The organism is Streptomyces hyaluromycini, from assembly GCF_002217755.1.
GTDB lineage: Bacteria > Actinomycetota > Actinomycetes > Streptomycetales > Streptomycetaceae > Streptomyces > Streptomyces hyaluromycini.
Genome location: NZ_BCFL01000024.1, coordinates 372,451 through 396,983, shown reverse-complemented (window position 1 = coordinate 396,983; position 24,533 = coordinate 372,451). Strand labels below are relative to the sequence as shown.

25 protein-coding genes, 1 pseudogene and 1 riboswitch are annotated in these 24,533 nt (G+C 72.1%); of the genes and pseudogenes, 9 read left to right on the top strand and 17 right to left on the bottom strand.

What is annotated here, in order from left to right; all coding sequences use genetic code 11:
- Window positions 1-19 precede the first annotated feature (19 nt).
- Together SSP29_RS32480 and SSP29_RS32475 are read right to left on the bottom strand one after the other, a co-directional pair.
- Entirely contained in the window at window positions 20-1,072 is a 1,053-nt protein-coding gene (locus tag SSP29_RS32480) for a polyprenyl synthetase family protein (protein WP_089104420.1), read from the bottom strand.
- Complete coding sequence (locus tag SSP29_RS32475) at window positions 1,065-1,340, bottom strand: polyprenyl synthetase (protein ID WP_089104419.1); 276 nt, start codon at window positions 1,338-1,340, stop codon at window positions 1,065-1,067. The genes SSP29_RS32480 and SSP29_RS32475 overlap by 8 nt, the downstream gene beginning before the upstream one ends.
- A 525-nt stretch (window positions 1,341-1,865) precedes the next feature.
- Here SSP29_RS32475 and recA point away from each other — a divergent pair.
- Together recA and recX are read left to right on the top strand one after the other, a co-directional pair.
- Window positions 1,866-2,996 (top strand): recombinase RecA, encoded by a 1,131-nt coding sequence (gene recA / locus SSP29_RS32470; RefSeq protein WP_089104418.1) that lies wholly within the window; start codon window positions 1,866-1,868, stop codon window positions 2,994-2,996.
- A gap of 4 nt (window positions 2,997-3,000) precedes the next feature.
- Window positions 3,001-3,843 carry a recombination regulator RecX gene (gene recX / locus SSP29_RS32465; protein ID WP_089104417.1) on the top strand — a complete coding sequence of 281 codons (843 nt, stop codon included), beginning with the start codon at window positions 3,001-3,003 and terminating at the stop codon, window positions 3,841-3,843.
- A gap of 66 nt (window positions 3,844-3,909) precedes the next feature.
- Here recX and SSP29_RS32460 read toward each other — a convergent pair whose 3' ends face one another.
- On the bottom strand, window positions 3,910-4,584 hold the full coding sequence (locus tag SSP29_RS32460) for a Type 1 glutamine amidotransferase-like domain-containing protein (protein WP_089104416.1): 675 nt from the start codon (window positions 4,582-4,584) through the stop codon (window positions 3,910-3,912).
- Window positions 4,585-4,861: 277 nt separating this feature from the next.
- Here SSP29_RS32460 and SSP29_RS32455 point away from each other — a divergent pair, with 277 nt between their 5' ends.
- Window positions 4,862-5,821 (top strand): sugar ABC transporter substrate-binding protein, encoded by a 960-nt coding sequence (locus SSP29_RS32455; RefSeq protein WP_089104415.1) that lies wholly within the window; start codon window positions 4,862-4,864, stop codon window positions 5,819-5,821.
- A 49-nt stretch (window positions 5,822-5,870) separates the two neighbouring features.
- Here the strand turns inward: SSP29_RS32455 and SSP29_RS32450 are convergent, their stop codons facing one another.
- From SSP29_RS32450 to SSP29_RS32420, 8 genes are all read right to left on the bottom strand, one after another.
- Window positions 5,871-6,287: a rhodanese-like domain-containing protein gene (locus SSP29_RS32450; protein WP_150135331.1), complete on the bottom strand. Its 417-nt coding sequence runs from the start codon at window positions 6,285-6,287 to the stop codon at window positions 5,871-5,873.
- Window positions 6,278-6,826, bottom strand: a complete 549-nt coding sequence (locus tag SSP29_RS32445) for a cupin domain-containing protein (RefSeq protein ID WP_245883323.1) — start codon at window positions 6,824-6,826, stop codon at window positions 6,278-6,280. The genes SSP29_RS32450 and SSP29_RS32445 overlap by 10 nt, the downstream gene beginning before the upstream one ends.
- A 70-nt stretch (window positions 6,827-6,896) precedes the next feature.
- Window positions 6,897-6,968, bottom strand: coding sequence for a putative leader peptide (locus SSP29_RS61345; protein WP_311737274.1), 72 nt, complete (start codon window positions 6,966-6,968; stop codon window positions 6,897-6,899).
- Window positions 6,969-7,046: 78 nt separating this feature from the next.
- Window positions 7,047-8,684 (bottom strand): FAD-dependent monooxygenase, encoded by a 1,638-nt coding sequence (locus tag SSP29_RS32440; protein WP_089104412.1) that lies wholly within the window; start codon window positions 8,682-8,684, stop codon window positions 7,047-7,049.
- Between the two features lie 236 nt (window positions 8,685-8,920).
- Window positions 8,921-9,823, bottom strand: a complete 903-nt coding sequence (locus tag SSP29_RS32435) for an amino acid ABC transporter permease (RefSeq protein WP_089104411.1) — start codon at window positions 9,821-9,823, stop codon at window positions 8,921-8,923.
- On the bottom strand, window positions 9,820-10,485 hold the full coding sequence (locus tag SSP29_RS32430) for an amino acid ABC transporter permease (protein WP_089104410.1): 666 nt from the start codon (window positions 10,483-10,485) through the stop codon (window positions 9,820-9,822). The genes SSP29_RS32435 and SSP29_RS32430 overlap by 4 nt, the downstream gene beginning before the upstream one ends.
- 172 nt (window positions 10,486-10,657) lie before the next feature.
- On the bottom strand, window positions 10,658-11,494 hold the full coding sequence (locus SSP29_RS32425) for a glutamate ABC transporter substrate-binding protein (protein ID WP_089104468.1): 837 nt from the start codon (window positions 11,492-11,494) through the stop codon (window positions 10,658-10,660).
- A gap of 89 nt (window positions 11,495-11,583) precedes the next feature.
- A complete protein-coding gene (locus tag SSP29_RS32420; protein ID WP_089104409.1) occupies window positions 11,584-12,360 on the bottom strand; it encodes an amino acid ABC transporter ATP-binding protein in 777 nt (258 codons plus the stop codon).
- Between the two features lie 317 nt (window positions 12,361-12,677).
- On the opposite strand from SSP29_RS32420, the gene SSP29_RS32415 reads away from it, so the two are divergent.
- Both SSP29_RS32415 and SSP29_RS32410 read left to right on the top strand, forming a co-directional pair.
- Window positions 12,678-13,361 (top strand): response regulator transcription factor, encoded by a 684-nt coding sequence (locus tag SSP29_RS32415; RefSeq protein WP_089104408.1) that lies wholly within the window; start codon window positions 12,678-12,680, stop codon window positions 13,359-13,361.
- Between the two features lie 9 nt (window positions 13,362-13,370).
- The gene (locus SSP29_RS32410; protein WP_089104407.1) at window positions 13,371-14,768 is read left to right on the top strand and encodes a sensor histidine kinase; all 1,398 of its coding nucleotides are present in this window, start codon (window positions 13,371-13,373) and stop codon (window positions 14,766-14,768) included.
- 103 nt (window positions 14,769-14,871) lie between these two features.
- Here the strand turns inward: SSP29_RS32410 and SSP29_RS32405 are convergent, their stop codons facing one another.
- Complete coding sequence (locus SSP29_RS32405; RefSeq protein ID WP_089104406.1) at window positions 14,872-15,870, bottom strand: TAXI family TRAP transporter solute-binding subunit; 999 nt, start codon at window positions 15,868-15,870, stop codon at window positions 14,872-14,874.
- Between the two features lie 95 nt (window positions 15,871-15,965).
- Between SSP29_RS32405 and SSP29_RS32400 the strand changes: the two genes are divergently transcribed.
- Window positions 15,966-16,400, top strand: a complete 435-nt coding sequence (locus tag SSP29_RS32400; protein ID WP_089104405.1) for a pyrophosphohydrolase domain-containing protein — start codon at window positions 15,966-15,968, stop codon at window positions 16,398-16,400.
- 7 nt (window positions 16,401-16,407) lie between these two features.
- On the opposite strand, the gene SSP29_RS32395 is transcribed toward SSP29_RS32400, so the two are convergent.
- The 5 genes and pseudogenes from SSP29_RS32395 to SSP29_RS32370 form a co-directional block, all read right to left on the bottom strand.
- Window positions 16,408-17,853 carry a hypothetical protein gene (locus SSP29_RS32395; RefSeq protein WP_089104404.1) on the bottom strand — a complete coding sequence of 482 codons (1,446 nt, stop codon included), beginning with the start codon at window positions 17,851-17,853 and terminating at the stop codon, window positions 16,408-16,410.
- A gap of 218 nt (window positions 17,854-18,071) precedes the next feature.
- Complete coding sequence (locus SSP29_RS32390) at window positions 18,072-18,431, bottom strand: DUF6204 family protein (protein ID WP_089104403.1); 360 nt, start codon at window positions 18,429-18,431, stop codon at window positions 18,072-18,074.
- Window positions 18,432-18,492: 61 nt separating this feature from the next.
- Complete coding sequence (locus SSP29_RS32385) at window positions 18,493-19,044, bottom strand: histidine phosphatase family protein (RefSeq protein ID WP_089104402.1); 552 nt, start codon at window positions 19,042-19,044, stop codon at window positions 18,493-18,495.
- 93 nt (window positions 19,045-19,137) lie between these two features.
- Window positions 19,138-20,596 (bottom strand): annotated as a pseudogene (gene metE, locus SSP29_RS60175) (5-methyltetrahydropteroyltriglutamate--homocysteine S-methyltransferase); the annotation flags it as partial.
- Window positions 20,554-20,688: riboswitch (cobalamin riboswitch) on the bottom strand. (Overlaps the previous pseudogene by 43 nt.)
- Window positions 20,689-20,796: 108 nt before the next feature.
- Window positions 20,797-21,564 carry an IclR family transcriptional regulator gene (locus tag SSP29_RS32370; protein WP_089104400.1) on the bottom strand — a complete coding sequence of 256 codons (768 nt, stop codon included), beginning with the start codon at window positions 21,562-21,564 and terminating at the stop codon, window positions 20,797-20,799.
- Between the two features lie 76 nt (window positions 21,565-21,640).
- Here SSP29_RS32370 and SSP29_RS32365 point away from each other — a divergent pair, with 76 nt between their 5' ends.
- The 3 genes from SSP29_RS32365 to SSP29_RS32355 are packed head-to-tail and all read left to right on the top strand — an operon-like array spanning window position 21,641 to window position 24,515.
- The gene (locus tag SSP29_RS32365; RefSeq protein ID WP_368669271.1) at window positions 21,641-22,819 is read left to right on the top strand and encodes a cupin domain-containing protein; all 1,179 of its coding nucleotides are present in this window, start codon (window positions 21,641-21,643) and stop codon (window positions 22,817-22,819) included.
- Window positions 22,816-23,712: a fumarylacetoacetate hydrolase family protein gene (locus tag SSP29_RS32360; protein ID WP_089104398.1), complete on the top strand. Its 897-nt coding sequence runs from the start codon at window positions 22,816-22,818 to the stop codon at window positions 23,710-23,712. Before SSP29_RS32365 ends, SSP29_RS32360 begins: the two co-directional genes overlap by 4 nt.
- The gene (locus SSP29_RS32355) at window positions 23,709-24,515 is read left to right on the top strand and encodes a maleylpyruvate isomerase family mycothiol-dependent enzyme (protein WP_089104397.1); all 807 of its coding nucleotides are present in this window, start codon (window positions 23,709-23,711) and stop codon (window positions 24,513-24,515) included. The genes SSP29_RS32360 and SSP29_RS32355 overlap by 4 nt, the downstream gene beginning before the upstream one ends.
- The last annotated feature ends 18 nt before the right edge of the window (window positions 24,516-24,533 follow it).

The window sequence follows — 24,533 nt, the reverse complement described above, 5'->3', positions numbered from 1 at the left end:
CAGGACAGCCGGGGAGTTGTCAGGACAGGCGGACCGCCGCCGAGTGGGCCAGCGCGGTCAGGGCCCCGGCCGCGGGGGCCGGTACGTCCAGTTCGTGGAGGGCGCCGAGCGCTTCCGCGACCCGTGCGTCGATCATGTGCTCGATCCGGTCGGGCGCCCCGAGCCGGCACATCACCTCGCGGACCGCGTCCAGGCCGTCCGCGTCCAGATCACGGCTGCCGAGCAACGCGCCCAGCCGCTCCCGGTCGTCGTCACGGGCGAGGCGCCAGGTCTCCGCGAGCAGGGCGGTGGGCCGGTGGCCGCGTACGTCGTCGGCGTTGGCCTTGCCGGTGTGCTCCGGCGCCCCGAACAGGCCGAGCAGGTCGTCGCGCAGCTGGAAGGCCTCGCCCAGCGGCAGCCCGTACCCGGAGTATCCCTCGCGCAGCCGCTCGCCGGCCCCGGCCAGGGCGCCGCCGATCAGCAGGGGCTGCTCGACGGTGTACTTGGCGGTCTTGTAGCGGATCACCTTCAGCGAGGCCGTGGTGTCCGGACCGGCTCCGGTGCGCAGGATCTCCAGGCACTCGCCCGCGATCAGCTCCCGCGCCAGCACCGACCACAGGGGACGGGCCCGGGCGAGGTAGGCGGCGGGCAGCCCGCAGGTCGCGAACAGCTGCCCGGCCAGCGACATCAGCAGATCGCCCACGAGCATCGCCAGCCACCGCGCGGTGTCGTCGGCGTGCGGACGGTCCCGTACGGCAGCACGCAGGGCGAGGTGCGGGGTGGGGCGCCCGTGCCGCAGCGGGCTGTCGTCGATGAGGTCGTCGTGTACGACGGCGGCGGCGTGCACGAGCTCCATGGAGGCCGCCGCCCGCACCAGCGCGTCGCTGTCCGGCTGGCCCACCGCACGCCAGCCCCAGTAGCAGAACGCCGCGCGCAGCCGTTTGCCGTCCGTGACCGCCGCCTCCAGCTGCTCGGCCACCGGGCCCAGGAGCGGATCGACCGCCGCGAACAGGTCGGCCTCCTGGGCGACGAACCGGCGCAGCACCTCGTCGACGCGGTTCTTGAAGGCGCTCGGATCCCACCGGTCAGTCATCGCCGGCGGTCCGGCGGACGAGGGCGTGCCGGGCGAGGATCTCCAGATGGGCCGGGGGCATGGTCGCGTACCGGTCCAGGACCAGGCGGCCCCGCGCGGCGAGGTCGTGCTCGGCCTCCGCCGCCAGCGCGCCGGCGTCCGAGCGCCGCAGCAGCCCCCGTAACGTCCCGAAGGCGGTGCCCACCGTGCTCACCGCCAGATCGGCCAGCCCCGCCGCCAGCAGCACGGCCTGCTCGTCCAGACCGCGTCGTCCCGTCTCACGTGTCATGCGCTCTCCCACCCACGGCACACAGGGCGGCGCCGCTCCCCGGCCGCCTCTTCGAGCATCGCGGCACGACGGGCGCGGGCATGCGGAAACTCACGATCGGGTGAACGCCCCGCCGGGTGGTGCGGATCCCCGCGCCGCGGTCCGGTGTTCCGCTGCCGCCCCCGGCCCGCCGCGCGCTCCCGCCCGTGTGCCGCGTACGCCCGATTCCGGAGCGTCGCCCGTCCTTGCCTCGCGCGCCATGCGTGCGCCCCGCGCCCCGTCTCCGTGTCTCAAGCGGTGGGTGAGCACCCTGTGGGGAAGTGGCGGGAGTACCGCGTGGTGCGCTTGACACGAAAATCGAACATCCATTCTCATGGAGGTTCCGGTGAGGCTCCCGGTGGGGATTCCAGCGGCAGTTCGACACGTTTTCGGTGGAGAAGTCCCCGAGTTGTCCACAGGCCGAACCGGCGTCGGGGCGCATTGTCAGTGGCAGGCGTTAGCGTCTTTGACGTGAAGCGATCGACTCAAGCAAACCGGGTGGAACCCATGGCAGGAACCGACCGCGAGAAGGCGCTCGACGCCGCGCTCGCACAGATTGAACGGCAATTCGGCAAGGGCGCGGTCATGCGCATGGGCGACCGGACGAAGGAGCCCATCGAGGTCATTTCGACCGGGTCGACCGCGCTCGACGTCGCCCTGGGCGTCGGTGGCCTGCCGCGCGGCCGGGTCGTGGAGATCTACGGACCGGAGTCCTCCGGCAAGACGACCCTGACCCTGCACGCCGTGGCCAACGCACAGAAGGCGGGCGGCCAGGTCGCGTTCGTGGACGCGGAGCACGCCCTCGACCCCGAGTACGCGCAGAAGCTCGGCGTCGACATCGACAACCTGATCCTCTCCCAGCCGGACAACGGCGAGCAGGCCCTGGAGATCGTGGACATGCTGGTCCGCTCCGGCGCCCTCGACCTCATCGTCATCGACTCCGTCGCCGCGCTCGTGCCGCGCGCGGAGATCGAGGGCGAGATGGGCGACAGCCACGTCGGTCTCCAGGCCCGCCTGATGAGCCAGGCGCTGCGGAAGATCACCAGCGCGCTCAACCAGTCCAAGACCACCGCGATCTTCATCAACCAGCTCCGCGAGAAGATCGGCGTGATGTTCGGCTCCCCGGAGACCACGACCGGTGGCCGCGCGCTGAAGTTCTACGCCTCGGTGCGACTCGACATCCGCCGCATCGAGACCCTGAAGGACGGCACCGAGGCGGTCGGCAACCGCACCCGGGTCAAGGTCGTCAAGAACAAGGTCGCACCGCCCTTCAAGCAGGCCGAGTTCGACATCCTCTACGGCCATGGCATCAGCCGCGAGGGCGGCCTGATCGACATGGGCGTGGAGAACGGCTTCGTCCGCAAGGCCGGCGCCTGGTACACGTACGAGGGCGACCAGCTCGGCCAGGGCAAGGAGAACGCGCGCAACTTCCTCAAGGACAACCCCGACCTGGCCAACGAGATCGAGAAGAAGATCAAGGAGAAGCTGGGCGTCGGCGTCCGTCCGGAGCAGCCCGCCGCCGAGCCGGGCGCGGACGCGGCGGTCACCACCGCGGCCACGGACGACGCGGCGAAGACGGTGCCCGCCCCGGCCGCCGCCAAGGTCACCAAGCCCAAGGCTGCGACCGCCAAGAGCTGACGCCGTGACACGACGAACCGACTGGGCCGACCACGAGTACACGTCCCCCGGTGCCCCACGGGGGAGGGGCACCGGGGGCGACCCGGGCTCCGCAGGGGACGGCGACGAGGCCTACGGCACGGGCGGTGGCAACTACGGGGGCGGCACAGACGAGGGCGGCACGTACCGGGACGGCGGTTCGTACGACGACGGTTCGTACGACGGCCCGGGCGGCCCCCGCGGGCACGGGTCACCCGGCCGTGGCTCGCGGAAGCCCGGGACGCGCCGTCGGCGTGGCTTCGGAGAGCCGTCCGGTGAGGACGGGGGTTCCTCCTCCTCGTCGAGGGCCGAGCGGGGGGAACCTCCAGCGGACCCGGCTGAGCGGGCGCGGGCGATCTGTCTGCGCCTGCTCACCGGGACCCCGCGCACCCGGAAACAGCTCGCGGACGCCCTGCACAAGCGGGAGATCCCGGAACACGTCGCCGAGGAGGTGCTGTCGCGGTTCGAGGAGGTCGGACTGATCAACGACAGCGCGTTCGCGGACGCCTGGGTGGAGTCCCGGCACCACGGCCGGGGACTGGCCCGGCGCGCACTCGTCCAGGAACTGCGCACCAAGGGCGTCGAGCCGGCGCTCATCGACGAGGCCGTCGCCCAGCTCGACTCCGAGCAGGAGGAGGACACGGCCCGCGAACTCGTCGCCCGCAAGCTCCGCTCCACCCGGGGCCTCGACCGCGACAAGCGCATCCGCCGTCTCGCCGGCATGCTCGCCCGCAAGGGGTACGCCGAGGGCATGGCCCTCCGGGTCGTCCGGCGAGCCCTGGAGGAGGAGGGCGAGGACACGGAGTTCCTGGAGGACGGGGGCTTCTGACGGGGCGACAGCCTCGGAGCGTGTGGGGCAGTGGCTCGAGTTCGAGGACGGCGAGATCGTCGGCGTTCATGATGCCGGGTTGAACAGCTTCCAGTGGCCCTCGGAGACGACCTCGACGTCGCCGTCGGTCACCTTGATGGCGGTCTGAGCGTCGATGGCGTACGCCGGACCCCTTGTCCCGGCGGCCCACCGTTCCGCCTCGGCCATGGTGTTCTCCGGGCAGTCCGGGCTGTCGAGGTGGGGGAAGACGGAGAAATCGACGACTCCCAGCGTGCTGTCGTCACCGGTGGGCGGCTTCCAGCCGACGAAGTGCTCCCCGATGCGGGGAGTCAGCACCATGCTCCCGGCACTGAGCCCCACATAGACCGTGTCGCGCAGCGACGGGAAGAGGTCGGCCAGTCCGGACTCCCGCATCCAGTGGCACAGGTACAGCGCGTCGCCGCCGTTCACCAGCAGGGCGTCTGCCTCCCGGACCCAGGAGACCCAGCGTTCCTTGTCGATGCCGGGCAGCGCGGTGAGCTCCAGCACGCCCACCGACTTCCACCCCAGCTCGGTCATGGGACTGGGGGACCGCCCGCTGATGAAACGCCATGGCCCGCCCGGATCCCCGAACGGGCCCCCGTACCCCGCGGTGGGGATGCAGAGGGCGTCGGCCTCGGCGATCGGTTTGCCCAGGAGGTCGACCAGCGCCGCCAGAATGCTCGCATTCCTGACGCCGGAGTCGGTAAGCAGAAGCTTCATGGTCACCCTTGCCGCGATTCGGATGTGGCTTCGACGAGGGTCTGCCGGGACGAGCGGGGCCGGCACGCTTTTTGAAAGTCCCCGACCTTCGAAGGACCGGGTCCGCGTCCCCGGCGGTGGCTACGGCGTGCGCACTCTTAGCGTGCGCGCGCAGGCGGGTTCGTTCTGTTTGGGGTGGCGGTAGCTTCGCCCGGTCCCGCCACCCGCCGGGACCTCCGTACGTCGGCAACTCCCCTGATGCGCCGGCGAGTTCGCGCGCCCGAAAGGCGGCCCCGCCATGCCCGGAACTGCTCGCACCCGAAGCGCCCTGGCCGTGTTCGGGCTTGTGGCCGGGCTGGGGCTGGGCGGCTGCGGGTTCGAGTCGACCCCGGCGAGCGGCGACGACGGCCCGCTGGTGATCGGGTTCGTGAACGGAGGGTCCACCCAGTTCCACACCTGTCTGCAGCGGGCCGTGGTGCGGACGGCCAAGGACAACTTCGCCAAGATCATCACGGTCGACTCGCATCAGGACGCGGCACGGGAGCTGTCCAACATCGAGGACATGATCGCGCGCAAGGTGGGCGTGATCATCATCCAGACGGTCAGCACCGACGCCCTGGAGAAGGACATCGCGAAGGCCCGGAGCGCGCACATCCCCGTCTTCCTGACCTCGGTCGACGCCGACCCCTCCGACATCCTCGGGGCGGTCGTGGTGGACCTGAAGGAGGTGGGCGAGCTGGACGCCGAGTGGGTCGCCGACGCCGCGGCCGGACGGCAGGTGCGGGTCGGGGTGGTCGCCGGGGCGCCCGGCGCCGCCTCCGACCTGCTCGTCGGCGGCTTCACCAAGGCGCTGCCGGCCAACGCGAAGGTGGTCGCCGACCAGCCGGGCATGTTCGACGCGGCCAGGGCGAAGAGCGTCGCCGCCGGCATGATCAAGGCGCATCCCGACCTGGACTACGCGTTCGTCGCCAACGAGGAGATGGCCTTCGGCGTGCGCAAGGCGTTCGACGCGGCCGGGGCCACGGGCGTGAAGATCGTCACCGTCAACGGCACGGACGAGGGGCTGGCGGCCCTCAAGGACGGGCGGTTCGCCGCGACGGTCTCCAACTCGGCTGCCGACATGGGGCAGTTGGCCGTGGAGAACACCATCGCTCTGCTGCGTGACGAGAAGGTGGACAAGATCGCCAAGGTGCGGATCAAGCTGGTCACCAAGGACGACGCGGACATCGCCCCGGTGTACTGCCCCACGGACGACTAGGCCCACGGACGGCGAAACCGCCGGACAGGCGACAGGCAGGGCCTTCGCCTCAGGGCGTGACCGGCAGGCCCGCCGCCTTCCACGCCTGGAAGCCGCCGACCAGGTCCGTCGCCCGGTGCAGGCCCAGCTGGTGCAGGGAGGCGGCGGCCAGGCTGGAGGCGTAGCCCTCGTTGCAGATCACGACCACCTGGAGGTCATGGCCGGTGGCCTCGGGGGTCTTGTGGCTGCCCTGGGGATCCAGCCGCCACTCCAGTTCGTTGCGCTCTATGACGAGGGCACCGGGTATCACCCCGTCCCGCTCGCGCAGTGCCGCGTACCGGATGTCGACGAGCAGGGCCTCGTCGGCCTGCGCCGCGTCGTACGCCTCCTGCGCCTCGATGCGCCGGTAGCCCGCGCGCACCCGCTCCAGCAGCTCGTCGATGCCCACCGGGCGCGGCTCCACCGGTTCCGCGCCGCTCACTGCCAGTCCTCCGGGCGCTCGACCTGCTCCAGGCGCAGCACCTGCCCGGTGCGGCTGTAGCGGCGGATCCGCGGCAGCGGCGGGTAGTAGGCGTGGACGGAGACCGCGTGGTGCTCGGCGGACTCGTTGAGCACCACGTGGACGTGATCGCGGCCGAAGGACCTGCCCTTCCCGGCCGGCAGCCGGCGCTCGCGGTCGACGCCCTCGGAGAGTTCCAGGGTCTTCCAGCCGTCGGTGGGCAGACGGGTGGCCAGTGAGTACTCCTTCAGCTCGCCGGTGGCGGTGAGGAAGGCGCCGACCGACTCGGCGTGGTCGTGCCAGCCGGTGCCGGAGCCGGGCGGCCAGCCGATCAGCCAGGCCTCGCTGCCGGCGGGGCCGTCGAGCCGTACCCAGGTGCGGCCCTCGGGGTCGAGCGGGAGCGAGGCGATCAGCTCGGCGTCGGCGGCCGTACGCCGGACGAAGTCGAGGAGGTCCGCCTGGGTGGGCGTGGCGCCGGGCGCAGCGGCGGACGGGGAAACGGAGGACGAAGAGAGGGAGGCAGACACGTGCACCGATCCTGATGAGGGTTCGCAGAAGCGGGCGCAGACGGCGCCCGGAGAGAAGAGGAATGCGAAATCAGCAGGACGGAAGACACACGCAGCCCGCATAGCGGACCAGGTCCACATGGACCTTCCGCCACAGGCGCACAGTGGTGTCGTTCACGATGCGGAGTACACCACGCCGGTGCGGGCCGGTCAACTCACCGTCAGAATGTGGACAGCTCGGTCACCGTGCGGGGGAACCGGCCTCCGCCTCCGCCTCCGCCCTCTGCTCCGTCTGCTCGGTCGTCTCCTGGTCCTTGCCGCCCAGCGTCGCCTCGGCCGCCGCGTACAGGTCGGCCGGGCGGACCCCGTTGAGAGCGGTGACCAGATGGCCGTCGGGGCGCACGAGCAGCACGGTGTGCGCCGGTGCGCCGGGGTAGGCCTCGGCGACCAGCAGTTCGGCGGGGTGCGGCAGCGCGGTCACGGCCGCCGCGAGCCGGGGCATGATCCCGGCGGAGACCCAGTGCTTGCGGTCCCATACGCCCGTACCGGGCGCGATGAGGACGACGAGCAGCGCGCAGCGGCCGAGCCGTGAGCGGAGCTGTACGAAGGTGCCGTCCTCCGCGGTGACCCGGACATCGGTGACCGGTGCCCCCGGCGGGGTGTCGACCGGGATCTCGTGCTCCAGGTGCCGGGGTGCGAGGGGCGAGTCGGCGTACGCCCCCGGCGCACCGAGCGAGCCGTGCCCCAGGTGACCGTCCGTGAGGAGCGTGTCGTGCCCCCGGGACGCGCCGGGCACGAACCCGCGCAGCCCGCCACCGCCGCGCAGCACCGGCAGCACCTGGTCGGCGGCGCGCAGCCGGCCGGCGACCACCGCGCGCCGCTCGGTCTGGTAGCTGTCAAGGAGCGCCTCGTGCGGGCCGTGGTGCCAGGCCGGTGCCAGCTTCCAGGCGAGGTTGTCGACGTCCCGCAGCCCCTCGTCGAGGCCGTGCGTCCCGAGCGCGCCGAGCAGGTGCGCCGCGTCCCCGGCGACGAACACCCGGCCCACCCGCCACCGGCGGGCGAGGCGGTGGTGCACGGTGTGGACTCCGGTGTCGAGCAGCTCGTACGGCGGGGTGGTGCCGTCCGTCCAGCCCGCCAGGGTCTCGCGGATCCGGGTCACGAGCAGCTCGGGCGTGACCAGGTCCTTGCCGGGCGGCAGCAGCCAGTCCAGGCGCCACACGCCGTCCGGGAGGGGGCGGGCGGTCACCTCCCCGGCCGAGGGCCCGGACATCCGCCACGGCGGTGTCCGATGGAGCAACGCCCGACCCGGCCACGGAAGTTCCGTGCGCAGTGCGGCGACCGCGTGCCGTTCCACCGCCGTACGGCCCGGGAAGCGGATGTCCAGGAGCTTGCGCACGGTCGAGCGGGGGCCGTCGCAGCCCACCAGGTAGCTGCCGCGCCACCAGGTGGCCTTGGGGCCCCGGGTGTGCGCGGTGACTCCGGAGCGCTCCTGTTCGACGGTGTCAAGGCGGCTGTCGCTGACGAGCCTGACCAGCGGTTCGTCGGCGATCGCGGCGCGCAGGGCGTTGGTCAGCACGTGCTGTGCGATGTGCAGCGGGGGCGGCTCGCCGGCGTCGTCGAAGACGACCTCGCGCATCACCTGCCGGCGCCGCATCGACCGCCAGCCGGTCCAGCGGGCGCCCAGGTCGTCCAGCGGGGCGCCGGACAGGCGCGTCACCAGGGCGGCGGTGTCCTCGCGGAGCACCACCGTGCGCGCGGGGCGCGGCTCGTCCTTGCCCGGGCCCTCGTCCAGGACGACGGACGGCACCTCCTGGCGGGCCAGTGCCAGGGCGAGCGTGAGCCCGACGGGCCCCGCTCCGACGATGATCACCGGGTCCACGGCGCGGCGCCCCCTGCCCGTACGCAAGTCCCGGCGGAGATGGGTGAACAGGTGGGTGGAGCAGGGTGCACGATCACAGAACGTATGCAACAGACTGGGCGCCACCCGGTCAAGCGGCGCACCCGGGGACACGTCAGCATGGCGGGCGCGCGGAGTCCGTCAGGCCGCCGGAACGCGGCGGAGGCGGCGACCGTGCGGCCGCCGCCTCCCTACCTGGTGCGAGGGTTGACTCCGGGTCAGGCGGACGCTCCCGAGCCGAAGGCACCGGCCACCTCGGCCGCGTTCAGGTCCTGGACGTCCTCGGCGCCGAGGACCGCGCCCGTGCCCCGCTTGCTGCGCCGCAGCCGGCGCTCCAGCCAGGACGCGAACGTGGTGAGCGCGAGGTTCAGCAGGATGAAGACGACCGCGACGACGACGAAGCTGGGGATGACGTTGGCGTAGTTGGCGGCCAGCGTGCCGCGTGCCGTGAGCAGCTCCGTGAACTGCAGCATCACACCGCCCAGCGCGGTGTCCTTCACGACCACCACGAGCTGGCTGACGATGGCCGGCAGCATCACGGTGACCGCCTGCGGCAGCAGGATGCCGGTCATCGTCTGCCCCTTGCGCAGCCCGATGGCGTACGCCGCCTCCGTCTGCCCCTTGGGAAGCGCGAGGACGCCGGCCCGTACCACCTCGGCGAGCACCGAGGCGTTGTAGAGCACCAGGCCGGTGACGACCGCGTACAGCGGCCGTTCGTCGCTGCCGACGTCGGTGGAACGGACGTAGAACTCCTGGGCGAACAGCATCAGCAGCAGGACCGGGATCGAGCGGAAGAACTCCACGACCCAGCCCGCCGAGATCCGCACCCAGGCGTGGTCGGACATCCGGGCTATGCCGAAGACCGCGCCCAGCGGAAGGGCGATCACCATGGCGAGGGCCGCGGCCTTGAGGGTGTTGCCGAGGCCCGGCAGCAGATACGTGGTCCACGCCTCCGAGGTGGTGAACGGCTGCCACAGGTCCCACTTCAGCTGGCCCTTGTCGTCCAGCTTCTGCCAGACCCACCAGGCCAGCAGGGCGAGGAGCAGGAAGAAGACGACGGAGAGCAGCAGGTTGCGCCGCTTGGCGCGGGGCCCTGGGGTGTCGTACAGGACGGAGCTCATCGCTTCACCGCCAGGCGCTTGGCGAGCCAGCCCAGGAACAGGCCGGTCGGGAGGGTCAGGACCACGAAGCCGAAGGCGAAGACCGCGCCGATGGCCAGCGTCTGGGCCTCGTTCTCGATCATCGTCTTCATCAGGGCGGCGGCCTCGGCGACGCTGATCGCGGCCGCCACCGTGGTGTTCTTGGTCAGCGCGATCAGGACGTTGGCCAGCGGGCCGATCACCGCGCGGAAGGCCTGCGGCAGCACGATCAGCCGGAGGGTCTGCGAGAAGTTCAGCCCGATCGCGCGGGCCGCCTCGGCCTGTCCGACGGGCACGGTGTTGATGCCAGAGCGGATCGCCTCGCAGATGAAGGCCGCGGTGTAGGCGGTCAGGCCGAGTATCGCGAGGCGGAAGCCCTGCACCTTGAAGTCGGAGGCACCGAGCGTCACGCCGAAGATGTCGGCGAGACCGAGCGAGGTGAAGATGATGATGACCGTCAGGGGGATGTTCCGGACGATGTTGACGTAGGCGGTGCCGAATCCGCGCATCAGCGGGACCGGGCTGACCCGCATCGCGGCCAGCAGGGTGCCCCAGACCAGGGAGCCGACGGCGGAGAAGACGGCCAGTTTCACCGTCGTCCAGAACGCCCCTAGGACGTCGTAGCCTTGAAGAAAGTCGAACACGATTTCCCGCGCTTCCGGGTGTGTGGCGTACGTGAAGGGCATGGCGCGCCGCCGCCGGGGAAGCGGTGACGGGCGGCGCGCCCGAGGAACCGTGGGTGAACCTGCCGGATTCCTGCGTCGGCGGGATTCCCCGCTGCGTGCGATACGCGCGGGTTCCGCCTTACCTGATGCCTTACTTGACGATCACGCCGATCTTCGGGGCCGGCTCGTTCTTGTAGTTCGCCGGGCCGAAGTTCTTGTCGACGGCCTTCTGCCAGGATCCGTCGCTGACCATCTTCTCCAGCGCCGTGTTGATCTTGTCGGCGGTCGCGGTGTCGCCCTTCTTGACGCCGATGCCGTAGTTCTCGTTGCTCAGCTTCAGGCCGGCGAGCTTGAACTGGCCCTTGTACTTGTCCTGTGCGGCGAAGCCCGCGAGGATCGAGTCGTCCGTGGTCACCGCGTCGACGGAGCCGCTCTGGAGGCCGGCGATGCACTCCGAATAGGTGCTGACCTCCTTGAGGTTGGCCTTCGGGGCGATCGTCTGCTGGATGTTCTGCGCCGAGGTCGAACCCGTCACGGAACACAGCTTCTTGCCGTTGAGGTCCGCGCCCTTGGCGATGGTCGAGTCCTTCTTGACCAGCAGGTCCTGGTGGGCCAGCAGATACGGGCCGGCGAAGTCGACCTTCGCCTTGCGCTCGTCGGTGATCGAGTAGGTGGCCGCGATGAACTTCACGTCACCGCGCGCGAGGGCGTTCTCCCGGTCGGCGCTCTTGGTCTGCACGAACTCGATCTGGTTCGGCTTGTAACCGAGCTGTCCCGCGACATAGGTGGCCACGTCCACGTCGAAGCCCGAGAAGGAACCGTCGGGCTCCTGGAGGCCGAGGCCGGGCTGGTCGAACTTGATGCCGACCTTGATCTTGCCGCCGCCCGAGGAACCGCTGTCGTCCTTGTCGCCGCTGCCGCACGCCGTGGCGGACAGGGCGAGCGCGAGCACGGCGGCAGAGGCGGCGGTGACCTTGCGGAGCTGCATGATGAACATCCTTTGCGTGGGGAAAGACGAGGTCCGTGCGGGACGGGTGACGTGACGCGGATCGCCGTGCGGATCAGCGGATCAGCGGATCAGTGGTGCAGGATCTTCGACAGGAAGTCCTTGGCCCGGTCGCTGCTCGGGTTGCTGAAGAACTGGTCCGGCGTGGCCTGTTCGACGATCCGGCCGTCGGCCATGAAGACCACCCGGTTCGCGGCCGAGCGCGCGAAGCCCATCTCATGGGTGACGACGATCATCGTCATGCCGTCCCTGGCCAGCTGCTGCATGACCTCCAGGACCTCGTTGATCATCTCGGGGTCGAGGGCCGAGGTCGGCTCGTCGAAGAGCATCACCTTCGGGTCCATCGCCAGCGCCCGCGCGATGGCGACACGCTGCTGCTGGCCGCCGGAGAGCTGTGCGGGGTACTTGTCGGCCTGGCTGCCCACGCCGACCCGGTCGAGCAGGGCACGGGCCTTCTCCTCGGCCTGCTTCTTGTCCGCCTTGCGGACCTTGACCTGCCCGAGCATCACGTTCTCGAGCACCGTCTTGTGCGCGAAGAGGTTGAAGGACTGGAAGACCATGCCGACGTCGGCGCGCAGCCGGGCCAGCTCCTTGCCCTCCTGGGGCAGCGCCCTGCCGTCGATCGTGATCGTGCCGGAGTCGATGGTCTCCAGGCGGTTGATGGTGCGGCACAGGGTGGACTTGCCGGACCCGGAGGGTCCGATCACCACGACGACCTCGCCGCGGGCGATCGTCAGGTCGATGTCCTGGAGCACGTGCAGGGCGCCGAAGTGCTTGTTGACGCTCTTCAGGGCGACCAGTTCGTCGATCGCGGCCAAGTCCTCCTTGGCCACCGATACTTCGGTCATCGCTTTCGGGCTCCGTCCTCCTCGGTTGCGGAGGAATTTAGTTTTCGCAGATGACCAGCGTCATCACATCTGAGCGAGATCTGAGCATCACGATCCGATAGCAGCCGGACACATGTCGTAGCGCCGCCGGCTGTCCGCGTATCGGCCGGGTAACGGAAACCGCGCGTCGGCGGAACCCACTTGACGCCGTCCGCGTCCATCAGCGTGACTGCCCTGTGCACACGCGCGTGCGCGCGTTTTCTACAATGCGCGGGTTTTCCGCAGACAAGCCGACGACGAACCACGACCGTACGACCGCTGAACCGGAGGGGGCCGGAATGAGACTGCTGCTCGTCGAGGACGACAACCACGTCGCCGCCGCACTCTCCGCGGTCCTGGCCCGGCACGGGTTCTCCGTCACCCACGCCCGCAGCGGCGAGGAGGCCCTCCGGGCCCTCGTCCCCGACAGCGACGGCTATGACGTCGTCCTCCTCGACCTCGGCCTGCCCGACCAGGACGGCTACGAGGTCTGCGGCAAGATCCGCAAGCGCACCAGCACCCCGGTGATCATGGTGACGGCCCGCTCCGACGTCCGCTCCCGCATCCACGGCCTCAACCTCGGCGCCGACGACTACGTGGTGAAGCCGTACGACACCGGGGAACTGCTCGCCCGGATCCACGCCGTCAGCCGGCGCACCCACCACGAGGACGGCCCGGCCGGCGACAGCGCGCTGCTGCTCGGCCCCGTCCGCATCGAACTGCCCACCCGTCAGGTCAGCGTGGACGGCAAGGTCGTCCAGCTCACCCGCAAGGAGTTCGACCTGCTGGCGCTGCTCGCCCAGCGGCCCGGCGTGGTCTTCCGCCGGGAACAGATCATCAGCGAGGTCTGGCGCACCAGCTGGGAGGGGACCGGCCGCACCCTTGAGGTGCATGTCGCCTCCCTGCGCGCCAAGCTGCGCCTGCCCGCGCTCATCGAGACCGTACGCGGCGTCGGCTACCGGCTCGTCGCCCCGGCCGCGTAGCGGGGACGGGTGCGCACACGTCTCCTTCCGCTGCTCATCGTCCTGATGGCGGCCGTGCTGCTCGCGCTCGGCGTGCCACTCGCCGTCAGCACGGCCTACGCGCAGCAGCAGAAGGTCGTCGTCGACCGCATCGACGACACCGCGCGGTTCGCGGCCCTCGCCCAGTTCGTGACCGACACGCCCACCACCGCGCGCCCCACGCGCACGGACGACCGCCTGGAGACCCTCCGCCGCGAACTGGCCAGCTACTACGGCGTCTACGGCATCCGCGCGGGTGTCTTCTACCGCAACGCCTCCTCCATGGCCAACGCGCCCGACGACTGGGTGCTCCCGACGGCCGGCGAGGTCCGGGAGGCCTTCGACGAGGCCCTGCTCAGCCGCCGCAGCCACGACCCCGAGCAGGTGTGGCCCTGGCAGCGCAGCCGGCTGGTCGTGGCCTCGCCGGTGATCAGGGACGGAGACGTCGTCGCCGTGGTGGTCACCGACTCGCCCACCGGCCCGATGCGCTCCCGCACCCTGCGCGAGTGGCTGCTCATCGGCGCCGGCGAGAGCGCGGCGATGCTGCTCGCCGTCGGCGCGGCGCTCCGGCTGACCGGGTGGGTGCTCCGGCCGGTACGGGTCCTCGACGCCACCACGCACGCGATCGCCAGCGGCCGGCTCAAGTCCCGGGTCGCGGCGGCCGGCGGTCCGCCGGAACTCAGGCGGCTCGCCCGGGCGTTCAACGAGATGGCGGACAACGTCGAGGACGTGCTGGAGCAGCAGCGGGCCTTCGTCGCCGACGCCTCCCACCAGCTGCGCAACCCCCTCTCCGCGCTGCTGCTGCGCATCGAACTGCTCGCCCTCGAACTCCCCGAGGACAACGAGGAGATCGCCTCGGTCCGCACCGAGGGCAAGCGGCTCGCGCAGGTCCTGGACGACCTGCTCGACCTGGCGCTGGCCGAGCACGCCGAGGCGGAGCTGATGCTGACCGACATCGGGCGGCTGGCCGAGGAGCGGATCGCCGCGTGGGCACCGGCCGCCGCGGCGAAGGGGGTCCGGCTGACGGGGGACTGCACGCCGACCACCGGGTGGGCCGACCCGGTCACGCTGTCCAGCGCGCTGGACGCGGTGATCGACAACGCGGTGAAGTTCTCACCGGAGGGGGGCACGGTGACCGTGACCGTCACGGCCGCCGGTGACGTGTCGACGGTCGTGGTGACCGACACGGGGCCGGGACTGACCGACGAGGAACTCGCGCGGGTGGGGGACCGGTTCTGGCGGAGCGGGCGGCATCAGAACGTGAAGGGGTCGGGGCTGGGGCTGTCGATCACCCGGGCGTTGCTGGCGACGGGCGGGGGGTCGCTGTCGTACGAGCACAGTGAGCCGCGGGGGTTGCGGGTGACGGTTTCGGTGCCGCGGAGTGGGTGACGGAGGGGTGGGTGCGGTTGTGGGTCGGGTGCGGGCCGGTGGGGGCTTGTCGCGCAGTTCCCCGCGCCCCTGACGGGGCGCTGCAATCAGGGGCGCTGCACAGTCATGGCTTCACCGAGCGATAGTACCGCCTGGCCCCTTCCTGTAGCGGTAGCGGGTCCGTGTAGATTGCCGTGCGCAAATCCACCAGCTGGGCCGAGTGGACGTGGTTGCCGATGTCGTCGCGGCTCTTGATGACCGTGCGGGTCACCCATTCGGTGAGACGCGGGTCCACGTCCTTGCGGGTCATGAGGACGTTGGACACGGCGATCGTGGGCACCGCCGTGCCCTGCTGCACCGACGGGTACGCCGACTCCGGCATGTTGGTCGCCCGGTAGTAGAGCGCGGCCTCGCCCTCGGTGTGCAGCTTGGTGACGAGGCTCCCGCCGATCGGCACGAACGTGAAGCTGAACTTCTTGGCCAGGTCCAGCAGCCCCTTGGTCGGCAGCCCGCCCGACCAGAAGAACGCGTCGATCCGGTCCCGCCGCAGCTGGTCCGGGCCGGTGTCTATGCCCTCGGACACCGGTGTGATGTCCTTCGCCGGGTCCACCCCGGCGGCCCTGAGCACCCGGGTGGCGATCAGCCGGACCCCCGAGTCGGGCAGCCCTATCGCCACCCGCTTGTGCCGCAGCTGCGCGACGCTGGTGATCCCCGAGTCGCTGGGCACGACGAGCTGGACGTAGTCGTCGTAGAGCCGGGCCACCCCGCGCAGCTTTCCGGCGCCCTGCCCGCCGTTCAGTTCGTACGTCTCCACCGCGTCGGCCGCCGCGATGGTGAAGTCGGCCCGGCCGGTCGCCACCCGCTGCACGTTCTCGTACGACCCGTTGCTCTGCACCAGCTTCACCTTCAGCCCCGGCATGTCCTTGGCCAGCTCGGTGCGCAGCCGTTCGCCGTACTCCTGGTAGACGCCGCGCAGCGTCCCGGTGCTGAAGGTGATCGTCCCGGTCGGCGGCTTCTCGCCCAGCGGCAGCAGCCACCACAGCAGCAGGCCGGACGCGACGAAACAGGCGGCCGCGCCCTGGAGCGCGCGACGCCTGCCGATACGGGGGAAGACCTTGGGCATGCGCGCGATCCTGCCAGCAGGGCACGGTCCTGACCAGGGCCGGGGGGCAGGGCGGCGGCCCCGGACTGTCAGTGGCGGCGGCTAGAGTCGTTCGCATGACCAGTTCCGTCCCCGGTGCCCCGACCGGTACCTCCCCCGCCCGCCTCGTCCGGGAGTTCCACCACGCCTTCGGCCTGGACGCCCGCACCACGCCGACCGAGGTGTCACCCGAACTGGCCGCGCACCGGGGGGAACTGCTCGCCGAGGAGGCCGCGGAGGTCGCCGAGGTCGCGGTGGCCGGGCCCCTCGACCGGCTCGCACACGAACTGGCGGACGTGGTCTACGTGGCGTACGGCACCGCGCTGGTGCACGGGATCGACCTCGACGCGGTGCTCGCCGAGATCCACCGGTCCAACATGAGCAAGCTGGGGCCCGACGGGCAGGTGGCCCGCCGGGCCGACGGCAAGGTGCTCAAGGGCGAGCACTACCGGGCACCGGACGTCTCGGCGGTGCTGCGCGGCCAGGGCTGGATACCGGGCGGCGCGGCCTGACCCGGGGTCAGAGGCTGCCGCCCGCCAGCTTCCACTCGCGGTGCAGGGCGCCCAGCGGGATGCCCCGTTCCAGCACCGGTGTGCCGAAGACCGACAGCTGGAGACGGAGGGTGCCGGAGAGGTCGACACCGCCGTACAGGTTCCAGGCGCCCTGGACGTCCGCGCCCGGGGTGGCGGAGGTGGCGGTGACCGTGCCGGTCGCCTCGCCGCGCAGGTACGGCGCCAGGTCGGCGGTGACGCCGACGCTCCCGTAGAGGCCGACGGAGGCCTCGGCGCCGAGCGTGGTCCTGACGCTGCCCGCGGTGGTCACCGAGGTGCGCACCGGCGTGCTCGTCATGGTCGAGCTGCTGACCGGCGTCCAGCCCTGGGCCGCGCCGAAGGTGCCGCCCGCCTTGAAGTCGCCCTTCAGGTTCTGCTCCACGTCGACGGAGATCTTTCCGTCGCCGCTCACCTGGAGGTAGCAGGTCAGGTCGAGGTTGACGACGACGGGGACCACGCCGACCTGGAGGACCGGGTCGGCGTGCAGCTTGGCGAACGGGATGCGCAGCGGGGTGGCCGTGGCCGCCGCCCGCCCCCTGACCGCCCAGCCGGAGTCCCAGTCGCCAAAGACGCCGAGGTAGGCGGAGCCGGGCGCGGTGCCGGTGCCCGCGCCGCCGTAGGCGAAGTCGACCTGCGGCGCGACCTGGACGAAGCCGGAGACCGAGGCCGCGGCGGACGCCGGGGCGCCCTGGGCGGCCGGTACCTCGGTGCTGACGTCCAGCCGGAGGCTGCCGAGCGGCACGGTGGCGCCCTCGGGACCGACGTGCACATCACCGGACCGGGACCAGGACACCTTGACGTCGGGCAGCAGCTTGTCGACGTCGAAGGCGGCCGGGTCGACGGGCACGGTGCCCTTGGCGGTGTCGTCGCCGAGGAGGGTGTCGAGGGTGGCGGGCTCGGTCTGCACCTCGGTGCCCGCGCCGGTCTCGCCGAGCACCTTGGTCACCTTGGCGAGCAGCCCGTCCGGGGCGCCGGGCGCGGGGGTACTGGCGATGACGTCACCGACGGCGGCCCGCCGGGCGGGGGCCGAGGCGGAGGTCGAGGCGGAGGTCGAGGCGGAGGTCGATGGCGTGGGGCTGGAGGAGACGGCCGGGGCAGTCGGACTCCCCGTTCCCGCCGAATTCCCTTTCGCGACGCTCGATATGACGGCACGTCGGGTCTTGCCGTCGTACGAGCTGACGGTGAGCGTGGTGCGGTGGGCCGGCCGGTTCGTACCCGCCGAGCCGGCGGCCGTGGTCGCGGTGGCGGCGGGTGCGGCGGCGATGGCGAGTGCCCGGCCGTCCGTGCGGGCGGCGGCGGTGGCGCCGTCGGAGACCCGGGCGGTCTCCCGGGAGTCGCCGCCGGTGGAGGTCTGGTGCTGCGGCGAGGAACAGCCGACGGCGAGGAGAAGGGCGGTCACGGCGAAGGCGGGCATGAGGGCATGCCCTGGCCTCGTGCGTCTGCGCAAGGTCGGTCCTGAGGGTGGGGGTGGCGAAGAGGCACCCGTGGTTACCGACGGGTAGAACTGGTCGGTAACCCGGTGCGGCCCCGAGCATGCCATGCCCGCGACACAGGGTCCCCACAATCCGGCCACAACCCGACGTGACCTGAACCACGGCGACTTCAGGCCGCCGTGGCCGTTTCCGTGAGCCGTCAGCCCTGCTGCTGCGCGGCCGCCCTGCGCTGCCGCTTGCCGAGGGGCGCCTGGGAGAGGTCCTCCGCGCTGGACCTGAGGTTCTTGTAGCCGTAGCCGCGCTCGGTCAGCCACGCCCTGGCCGCCTCCTCGGCGCGCTCGGTCGCCTCCAGGATGTCCTCCTCTTCCTCCCCGCTGTCCTGGAAGCGGAAGGTGAAGGCGGGGCGGGCGGCGATGTCGTAACTGAGGTGGCCCTCGGGGGTGAAGGCCGCGCGCAGCACGTCGTGCTCGGCGGCCCGGGAGAGCAGTTCGGCGCGCTGTGCGGCACCGAGGCCGTCGAAGACGCCGCGGACGGTGACGCGGAAGATGCGGGTGGTCATGGCGCGACCCTAGGCAGGACGCGGCACACCGCTCCACCGCATTTCCGGCGCCCCGCCGGGGTTACCCGCCGACCTGGCCGAGCCGCAGGTTCCAGCGGCCGGGCCCGCCCGTGATCTCCGTCGCCGACAGCGGCGGGGTGTCCACGCGCCAGAACGCGGCCTCGGGCGCCCCCAGCACGTGCAGCACCATGGCCCGCACCACCTCCGGCTCCACCACGGCGATCGTCCTGCCGATGGTCAGGCCCGTCCGGTCCAGCCACCCGGTGACCCGCCCGCACAACTCCCGTACCGACTCGCCCCCGTGCGGCGCGGCTTCCGGGTCGGTCAGCCACCGGAGCAGCGCGTCGGGTTCGGCGGCGCCGAGCTCCTCCAGCGTCCGGCCCCGCCAACGGCCCGCGTCCAGGCCCGACAGCTCGGGCTCCGCCGAGGCGTCGAGGCCCAGCGCGGCCGCCGTCTCCCGGCAGCGCACGCTGGGGGAGTGCACCACCTCGCCCGCGGCCGGCAGGGACAGTGCCACCGCCCCGGGGTTCTCGATCGAGTCGCCGTCGTAGAAGCGGGCCCGCCGCAGCGAGGGGGTGAAGGCCGGGGCTATGAGGATGACTCGGCAGGTCACGGGGCGGTTTCTCCATGGTCGTCCGTCAGGTGCCGGCGGCGGGCGCCGGACGCGCACGACAGTACGCCGTCCGGCACCCGCACCAGGACCCGGCTACAGCTCCGCGCGCACCGAACGTGCCGCCGCGACCGGGCTCTCCAGGGAGGCCCGGACCTCCGGCCAGCCGCGGGTCTTCAGCCCGCAGTCGGGGTTGACCCAGAGCCGTTCGGCGGGGATGGCCCGCAGGCCGGTCCGCACCAGGCCGGCGGCCTCCGCCGGGCTCGGCACCCGGGGCGAGTGGATGTCGTAGACCCCGGGTCCCGCCTCGCGCGGATAGCCGTGCGCGGCGAGTTCGCGGGCGACCTGCATGTGCGAGCGGGCCGCCTCCAGGCTGATGACGTCCGCGTCGAGGTCGTCGATGGCCCGGACGATGTCGCCGAACTCGGCGTAGCAGATGTGCGTGTGGATCTGGGTCTCCGGCCGGACTCCGCCGGTCGTCAGGCGGAATGCCTCGGTCGCCCACGCCAGATACCCGGCCCGGTCGGCGGCCCGCAGCGGCAGGGTCTCGCGCAGCGCGGGCTCGTCGACCTGGATGACCGAAGTGCCCGCGGCCTCAAGGCCGTTCACCTCGTCGCGCAGGGCGAGGGCGACCTGCCGGGCGGTGTCGCCGAGCGGCTGGTCGTCCCGGACGAACGACCACGCCAGCATGGTCACCGGCCCGGTCAGCATGCCCTTGACCGGGCGGTCGGTGAGGGACTGGGCGTACGACGTCCAGCGCACCGTCATCAGCTCGGGGCGGGAGATGTCACCGGCCAGGACCGGCGGGCGCACGTACCGGGTGCCGTACGACTGGACCCAGCCGTGCTGGGTGGCCAGGTACCCCGTCAGCTGCTCGGCGAAGTACTGGACCATGTCGTTGCGTTCGGGTTCGCCGGCACCAGGACGTCCAGACCGGCCTTCTCCTGGAAGGCGACCACCTCCCGGAACGCGGCCCGCACCCGCTCCTCGTATCCGGCCGTGTCGGTCCGGCCCGCCCGCAAGTCCGCCCGTGCGGCGCGCAGTTCGCCGGTCGGCGGGAACGAGCCGATGGTCGTCGTGGGCAGCAACGACAGCCGCAGGTGGGCGCGTTGGGCGGCGGAGCGTTCGCCGTACGGCTGGCGGCGGCGGGCGTCGGTCGGGGTGACGGCGGCGCACCGGGCGCGGACGGCGGGATCGCGGGTGATCGGTGAACCCGCCCGGGAGGCCAGGTCGGCGCGGTTGGCGGCGAGTTCGGCGGCGATGGTGTCGGGGCCCTGGGCGAGGCCCCTGGCGAGGGTGACGATCTCGGCGGTCTTCTGCTTCGCGAAGGCCAGCCAGCGCAGGATCTGCGGTGCGATGTCCCGCTCGGCGGCCGTGTCCAGCAGCACGTGGAGGAGGGAGCAGGAAGCGGCCACGTCGACCCAGCCGGCGAGGCCCAGCAGGGTGCCGAGGGTGGTGAGGGACGCCGTCAGGTCGTTGACCCAGATGTTGCGGCCGTTGACGACACCGGCGACCAGCACCGCTTTCCGGGCAGCCCGCCGACGGCGGCCAGGCTCACCGCTGCGGGGCAGTCCCGGACTCACACCGGGTTCCCTCTTACGACATCCCATCTGGCGAACGGGACGAACCAGCTGCGGGGCCAGCTTAACGCGCCCCGTCAGGGGCGCGGGGCGTCGTCGATATGCGGCTCCGCCGCGTGGGCGCGACCAGCCACAGATAGCCCGCAGCCGTGACACCACAACACCCCCCACCCCCTTAGACGAGCTCACCCTCGATCCCCCGAGCCACTCCGCCCAAGGCCGCCACCAACTCCCCCAGCCGGCCCTTCTCGTACCGCACGCTCGGCAGCGAGACCGAAAGCCCCGCCACCACCCGCCCGTCGGCCCCCCGCACCGGCACCCCCACCGCGACCAGCCCCCGCTCCGACCGCTCCCGGTTCACGGCGAAGCCACCCCGCCGCACCCGCGCCAGCTCCCGCCGCAGCCCGGCGAGGTCCGGCCGCTCGGCCGGCCGGTCCCGGTACCGCTCCTGCGCGTACACCTCCGCCAGCTCCTCCTCCGGCAGATCCGCCAGCAGCAGCAGTCCGCCCGTGGTCCGGTGCGCCGGGAACACCATCCCCTCCCGGGACCCCACCCGGAGCACCCGCGCGCACTCCGCACTGGCGATGAACCGGACGGAGTCGCCCGTGCGGATGACGAGGTTGGCCGTCTCCTCCAGCAGCTCGACCAGCCGCTGCAGATGCGGCAGTGCGACCGCCCGCAGCCGCGACACCTGCGACTGCGAGTGCGCGGCCAGCTCCAGGACCGGCCCGGCGCGATAGACCCGGTCCTCGTCCTGGACGGCGAAGTCCCGGTACACGAGCATGGCCAGCAGCCGGTGCGCGGTGGACCGGGCCACGCCCAGCCGCTCGGCGATCTGCGACACGGTCAGCCCGCCCTCCAGCTGGAGCATCGCCGCGGCGCGCAGCGCGTGGTCGACACTCGCGATGGCGTAGGGCGGCGGATTCTTCAGCGGCTTGTCCATCTCTCCAGGGTGACACGGAATTCTGCTGTCCAGAATCTCCATGTCTTCCAGGTGGACACGGCGCACCCTGAGGGGTGTGACGCAGACCTTTACCCCAGACCGGGCCACGGACTCCCCGGTCCGCCTCCGGGCCACCGCGGCGCCGGGGCAGCCCGAGGTCACCCCGGCCCTCGAAGAGCTGTACCGGGGCTTCGAGCGGGAGCTCCTCGTCCCGCTGTGGACCGAGATCGGCGACCTCATGCCGGCCCACCCGCGCTCCCGGGCCGTGCCCCACGTATGGCGCTGGCGGCAGCTGCGCGCCCTGGCCGCGCAGGCCGGCGACCTGGTCCCGGTGGGCCGCGGCGGCGAGCGCCGTGCCATCGCGCTCGCCAACCCGGCGCTCGCCGGCCGGCCCTTCGCGACGCCGACCCTGTGGGCCGCGATCCAGTACCTGATGCCCGGCGAGGACGCCCCCGAGCACCGCCACACCCAGCACGCCTTCCGGTTCGTGGTGGAGGGCGAGGGTGTGTGGACGGTCGTCGGCGGCGACCCGGTCGCGATGCGGCGCGGCGACTTCCTGCCGCAGGCCGGCTGGCACCTGCACGCCCACCACAACGCCACCGCCGAGCCGATGGCCTGGATCGACGGGCTGGACATCCCGTTCCAGTACCTCACCGAGTCGCAGTTCTTCGAGTTCGGCCGGGACGAGATCAGCGACGCCGAGCGGATCACCCCGGAGCGTTCGCGCTCCGAGCGCCTGTGGGGGCATCCGGGCCTCAGGCCGGTGGCGGCCGCCGAGGCAGCCGAGGCCGCCGCCCCCGGCACCCCCCTCCTGGCCTACCGCTGGGAGCACACCGACCGCGCCCTCGCCGACCAGCTCGCCCTGGAGTCTGAGGGGTTCGCCGGCACCGTCGAGCCCGGCCACGCGGCCGTCCGCTTCACCGACCCGGCGACCGGCGCCGACGTGCTGCCCACCGTCCGCGCCGAGATGCACCGCGTCACGCGCGGCACCGAGACCGCGCCCGTCCGCGAGACCGGCTCGTCGGTGTACCAGGTCTTCGACGGCTCCGGCACGGTCACCGTCGGGGAGACGTCCTGGTCCGTCACGCGCGGCGACCTGTTCGTCGTGCCCTCCTGGCAGCCGTTGTCGGTCCGCTCCGAGGCAGGGGCGACCGACTCCGACTCCGGCGCGCTGGACCTGTTCCGGTTCAGCGACTCCCCGGTCTTCGAGGCCCTCCGGCTCAACCGCACGCACGTGGAAGGAACCACCCGATGAAGCTCGCGACCCTGCGCACCGGCGCCACCACCCGGGCCGTACGCCTCGACGGCGAGAGCGGCGAGAGCGGCGGGAGCGGTGAGCCAGGCGGGACCGGCGGGACCGGCGGGGTGCTGGTCGACCTCGGCCTCCCGGACGTGGGCGCCGTGCTGCGCCAGGACGGCTGGCGGGAGTTCGCCGCCACGGCGACCGGCCCGGCCTACCCGCTGGCCGGCGCCGACTTCGCCCCCGTCGTCCCCGCCCCCTCCAAGGTGGTGTGCGTCGGCCTCAACTACCGCAACCACATCCAGGAGATGGGCCGCGACCTGCCCGAACACCCCACCCTGTTCGCGAAGTTCGCGGACTGCCTGATCGGCGCGGGCGACGACATCGTGCGGCCCGAGGAGACCGGGCAGTTCGACTGGGAGGCCGAACTCGCCGTCGTGGTGGGCAGGACGGTGCGGCGGGCACGCGGGGCCGAGGCCGCGGCGGCGATCGCCGGGTTCACCGTCCTCAACGACATCACCTGCCGGGACTGGCAGTTCCGCACCCGGGAGTGGCTGCAGGGTAAGGCGTGGGACTCCAGCACACCGGTCGGGCCGTATCTCGTCACCCCGGACGAACTGCCGGGCGGTGTGCGGCCCGTGCTCGACATCCGGCTGGCCGTCGACGGCGAGGTGATGCAGTCCGACTCCACCGGAGACCTGCTCTTCGACCCGGTCGCGCTGGTGGAGTACGTGTCGACGATGGTCCGGCTCAACCCCGGCGACCTCATCGCCACCGGCACGCCCGGCGGGGTCGGCCAGGCCCGTGAGCCGCAGCGCTTCCTGCTGGGCGGCGAGACCGTCGTCACGGAGATCGCGGGCATCGGGCGGCTGGTCAACCGGGTCGTACGGGAGACGTCGGCCCGATGAGCCACACCAGCCACACCAGCCATGACAGCCACACCAGCCAAGACAGCCACACTCGCCACACCAGCCAAAACAGCCATACTCGCCACACCAGCCGTACCGGCCACACCAGCCGTACCGGCCACACCAGCCGTACCCTCGCGGACGCCCGGCGCTGGGTACGGTCCGGCACCGAGCTGTTTCTCCGGGCCGCCGACGCCGACCTGGACCCGCCCAGCGGGCTGCCCGGCTGGACCCGACGCCACCTGGTCGCCCATGTGGCCGCCAACGCCGACGCGTTGGGCAACCTCGTGCACTGGGCCGCCACCGGCTCGCCGACCCCGATGTACGCCTCGCCCGAGGAACGCGCCGCCGGCATCGAGCACGGTGCCCGGCGGCCCGCGACCGAACTGACCGCATGGCTGCGGCGGTCGGCCGGCACCCTCGCCGACGCCATGGACGCGCTCGACGAGGTCCGGTGGCGGTCGCCGGTCGTGACCGGCCAGGGCCGTACCGTCGCGGCCACCGAACTACCCTGGCTGCGCGCCCGCGAGGTGTACGTGCACGCAGTCGACCTCGCCAACGGAGTGTCCTTCGCCGACCTCCCGGCCGGCTTCCTCGCCGCGCTCTGCGACGACGTGGTCGCCAGACGGGCCGCCGCGGCCACCGGCCCGGCCCTCGTCCTGCGGTCCGACGGCCACCGCTGGGAGCTGCCCGGTCCGGGCGGCCCGGCCGAACTCACCGGCGAACTCCCCGACATCGCCGCCTACCTCACCGGCCGCCCGGCCCCCTTCGACGGCGCGCCCGTCCTGACCCCCTGGCTCTGAGCAGCCTGCCCCGGTACG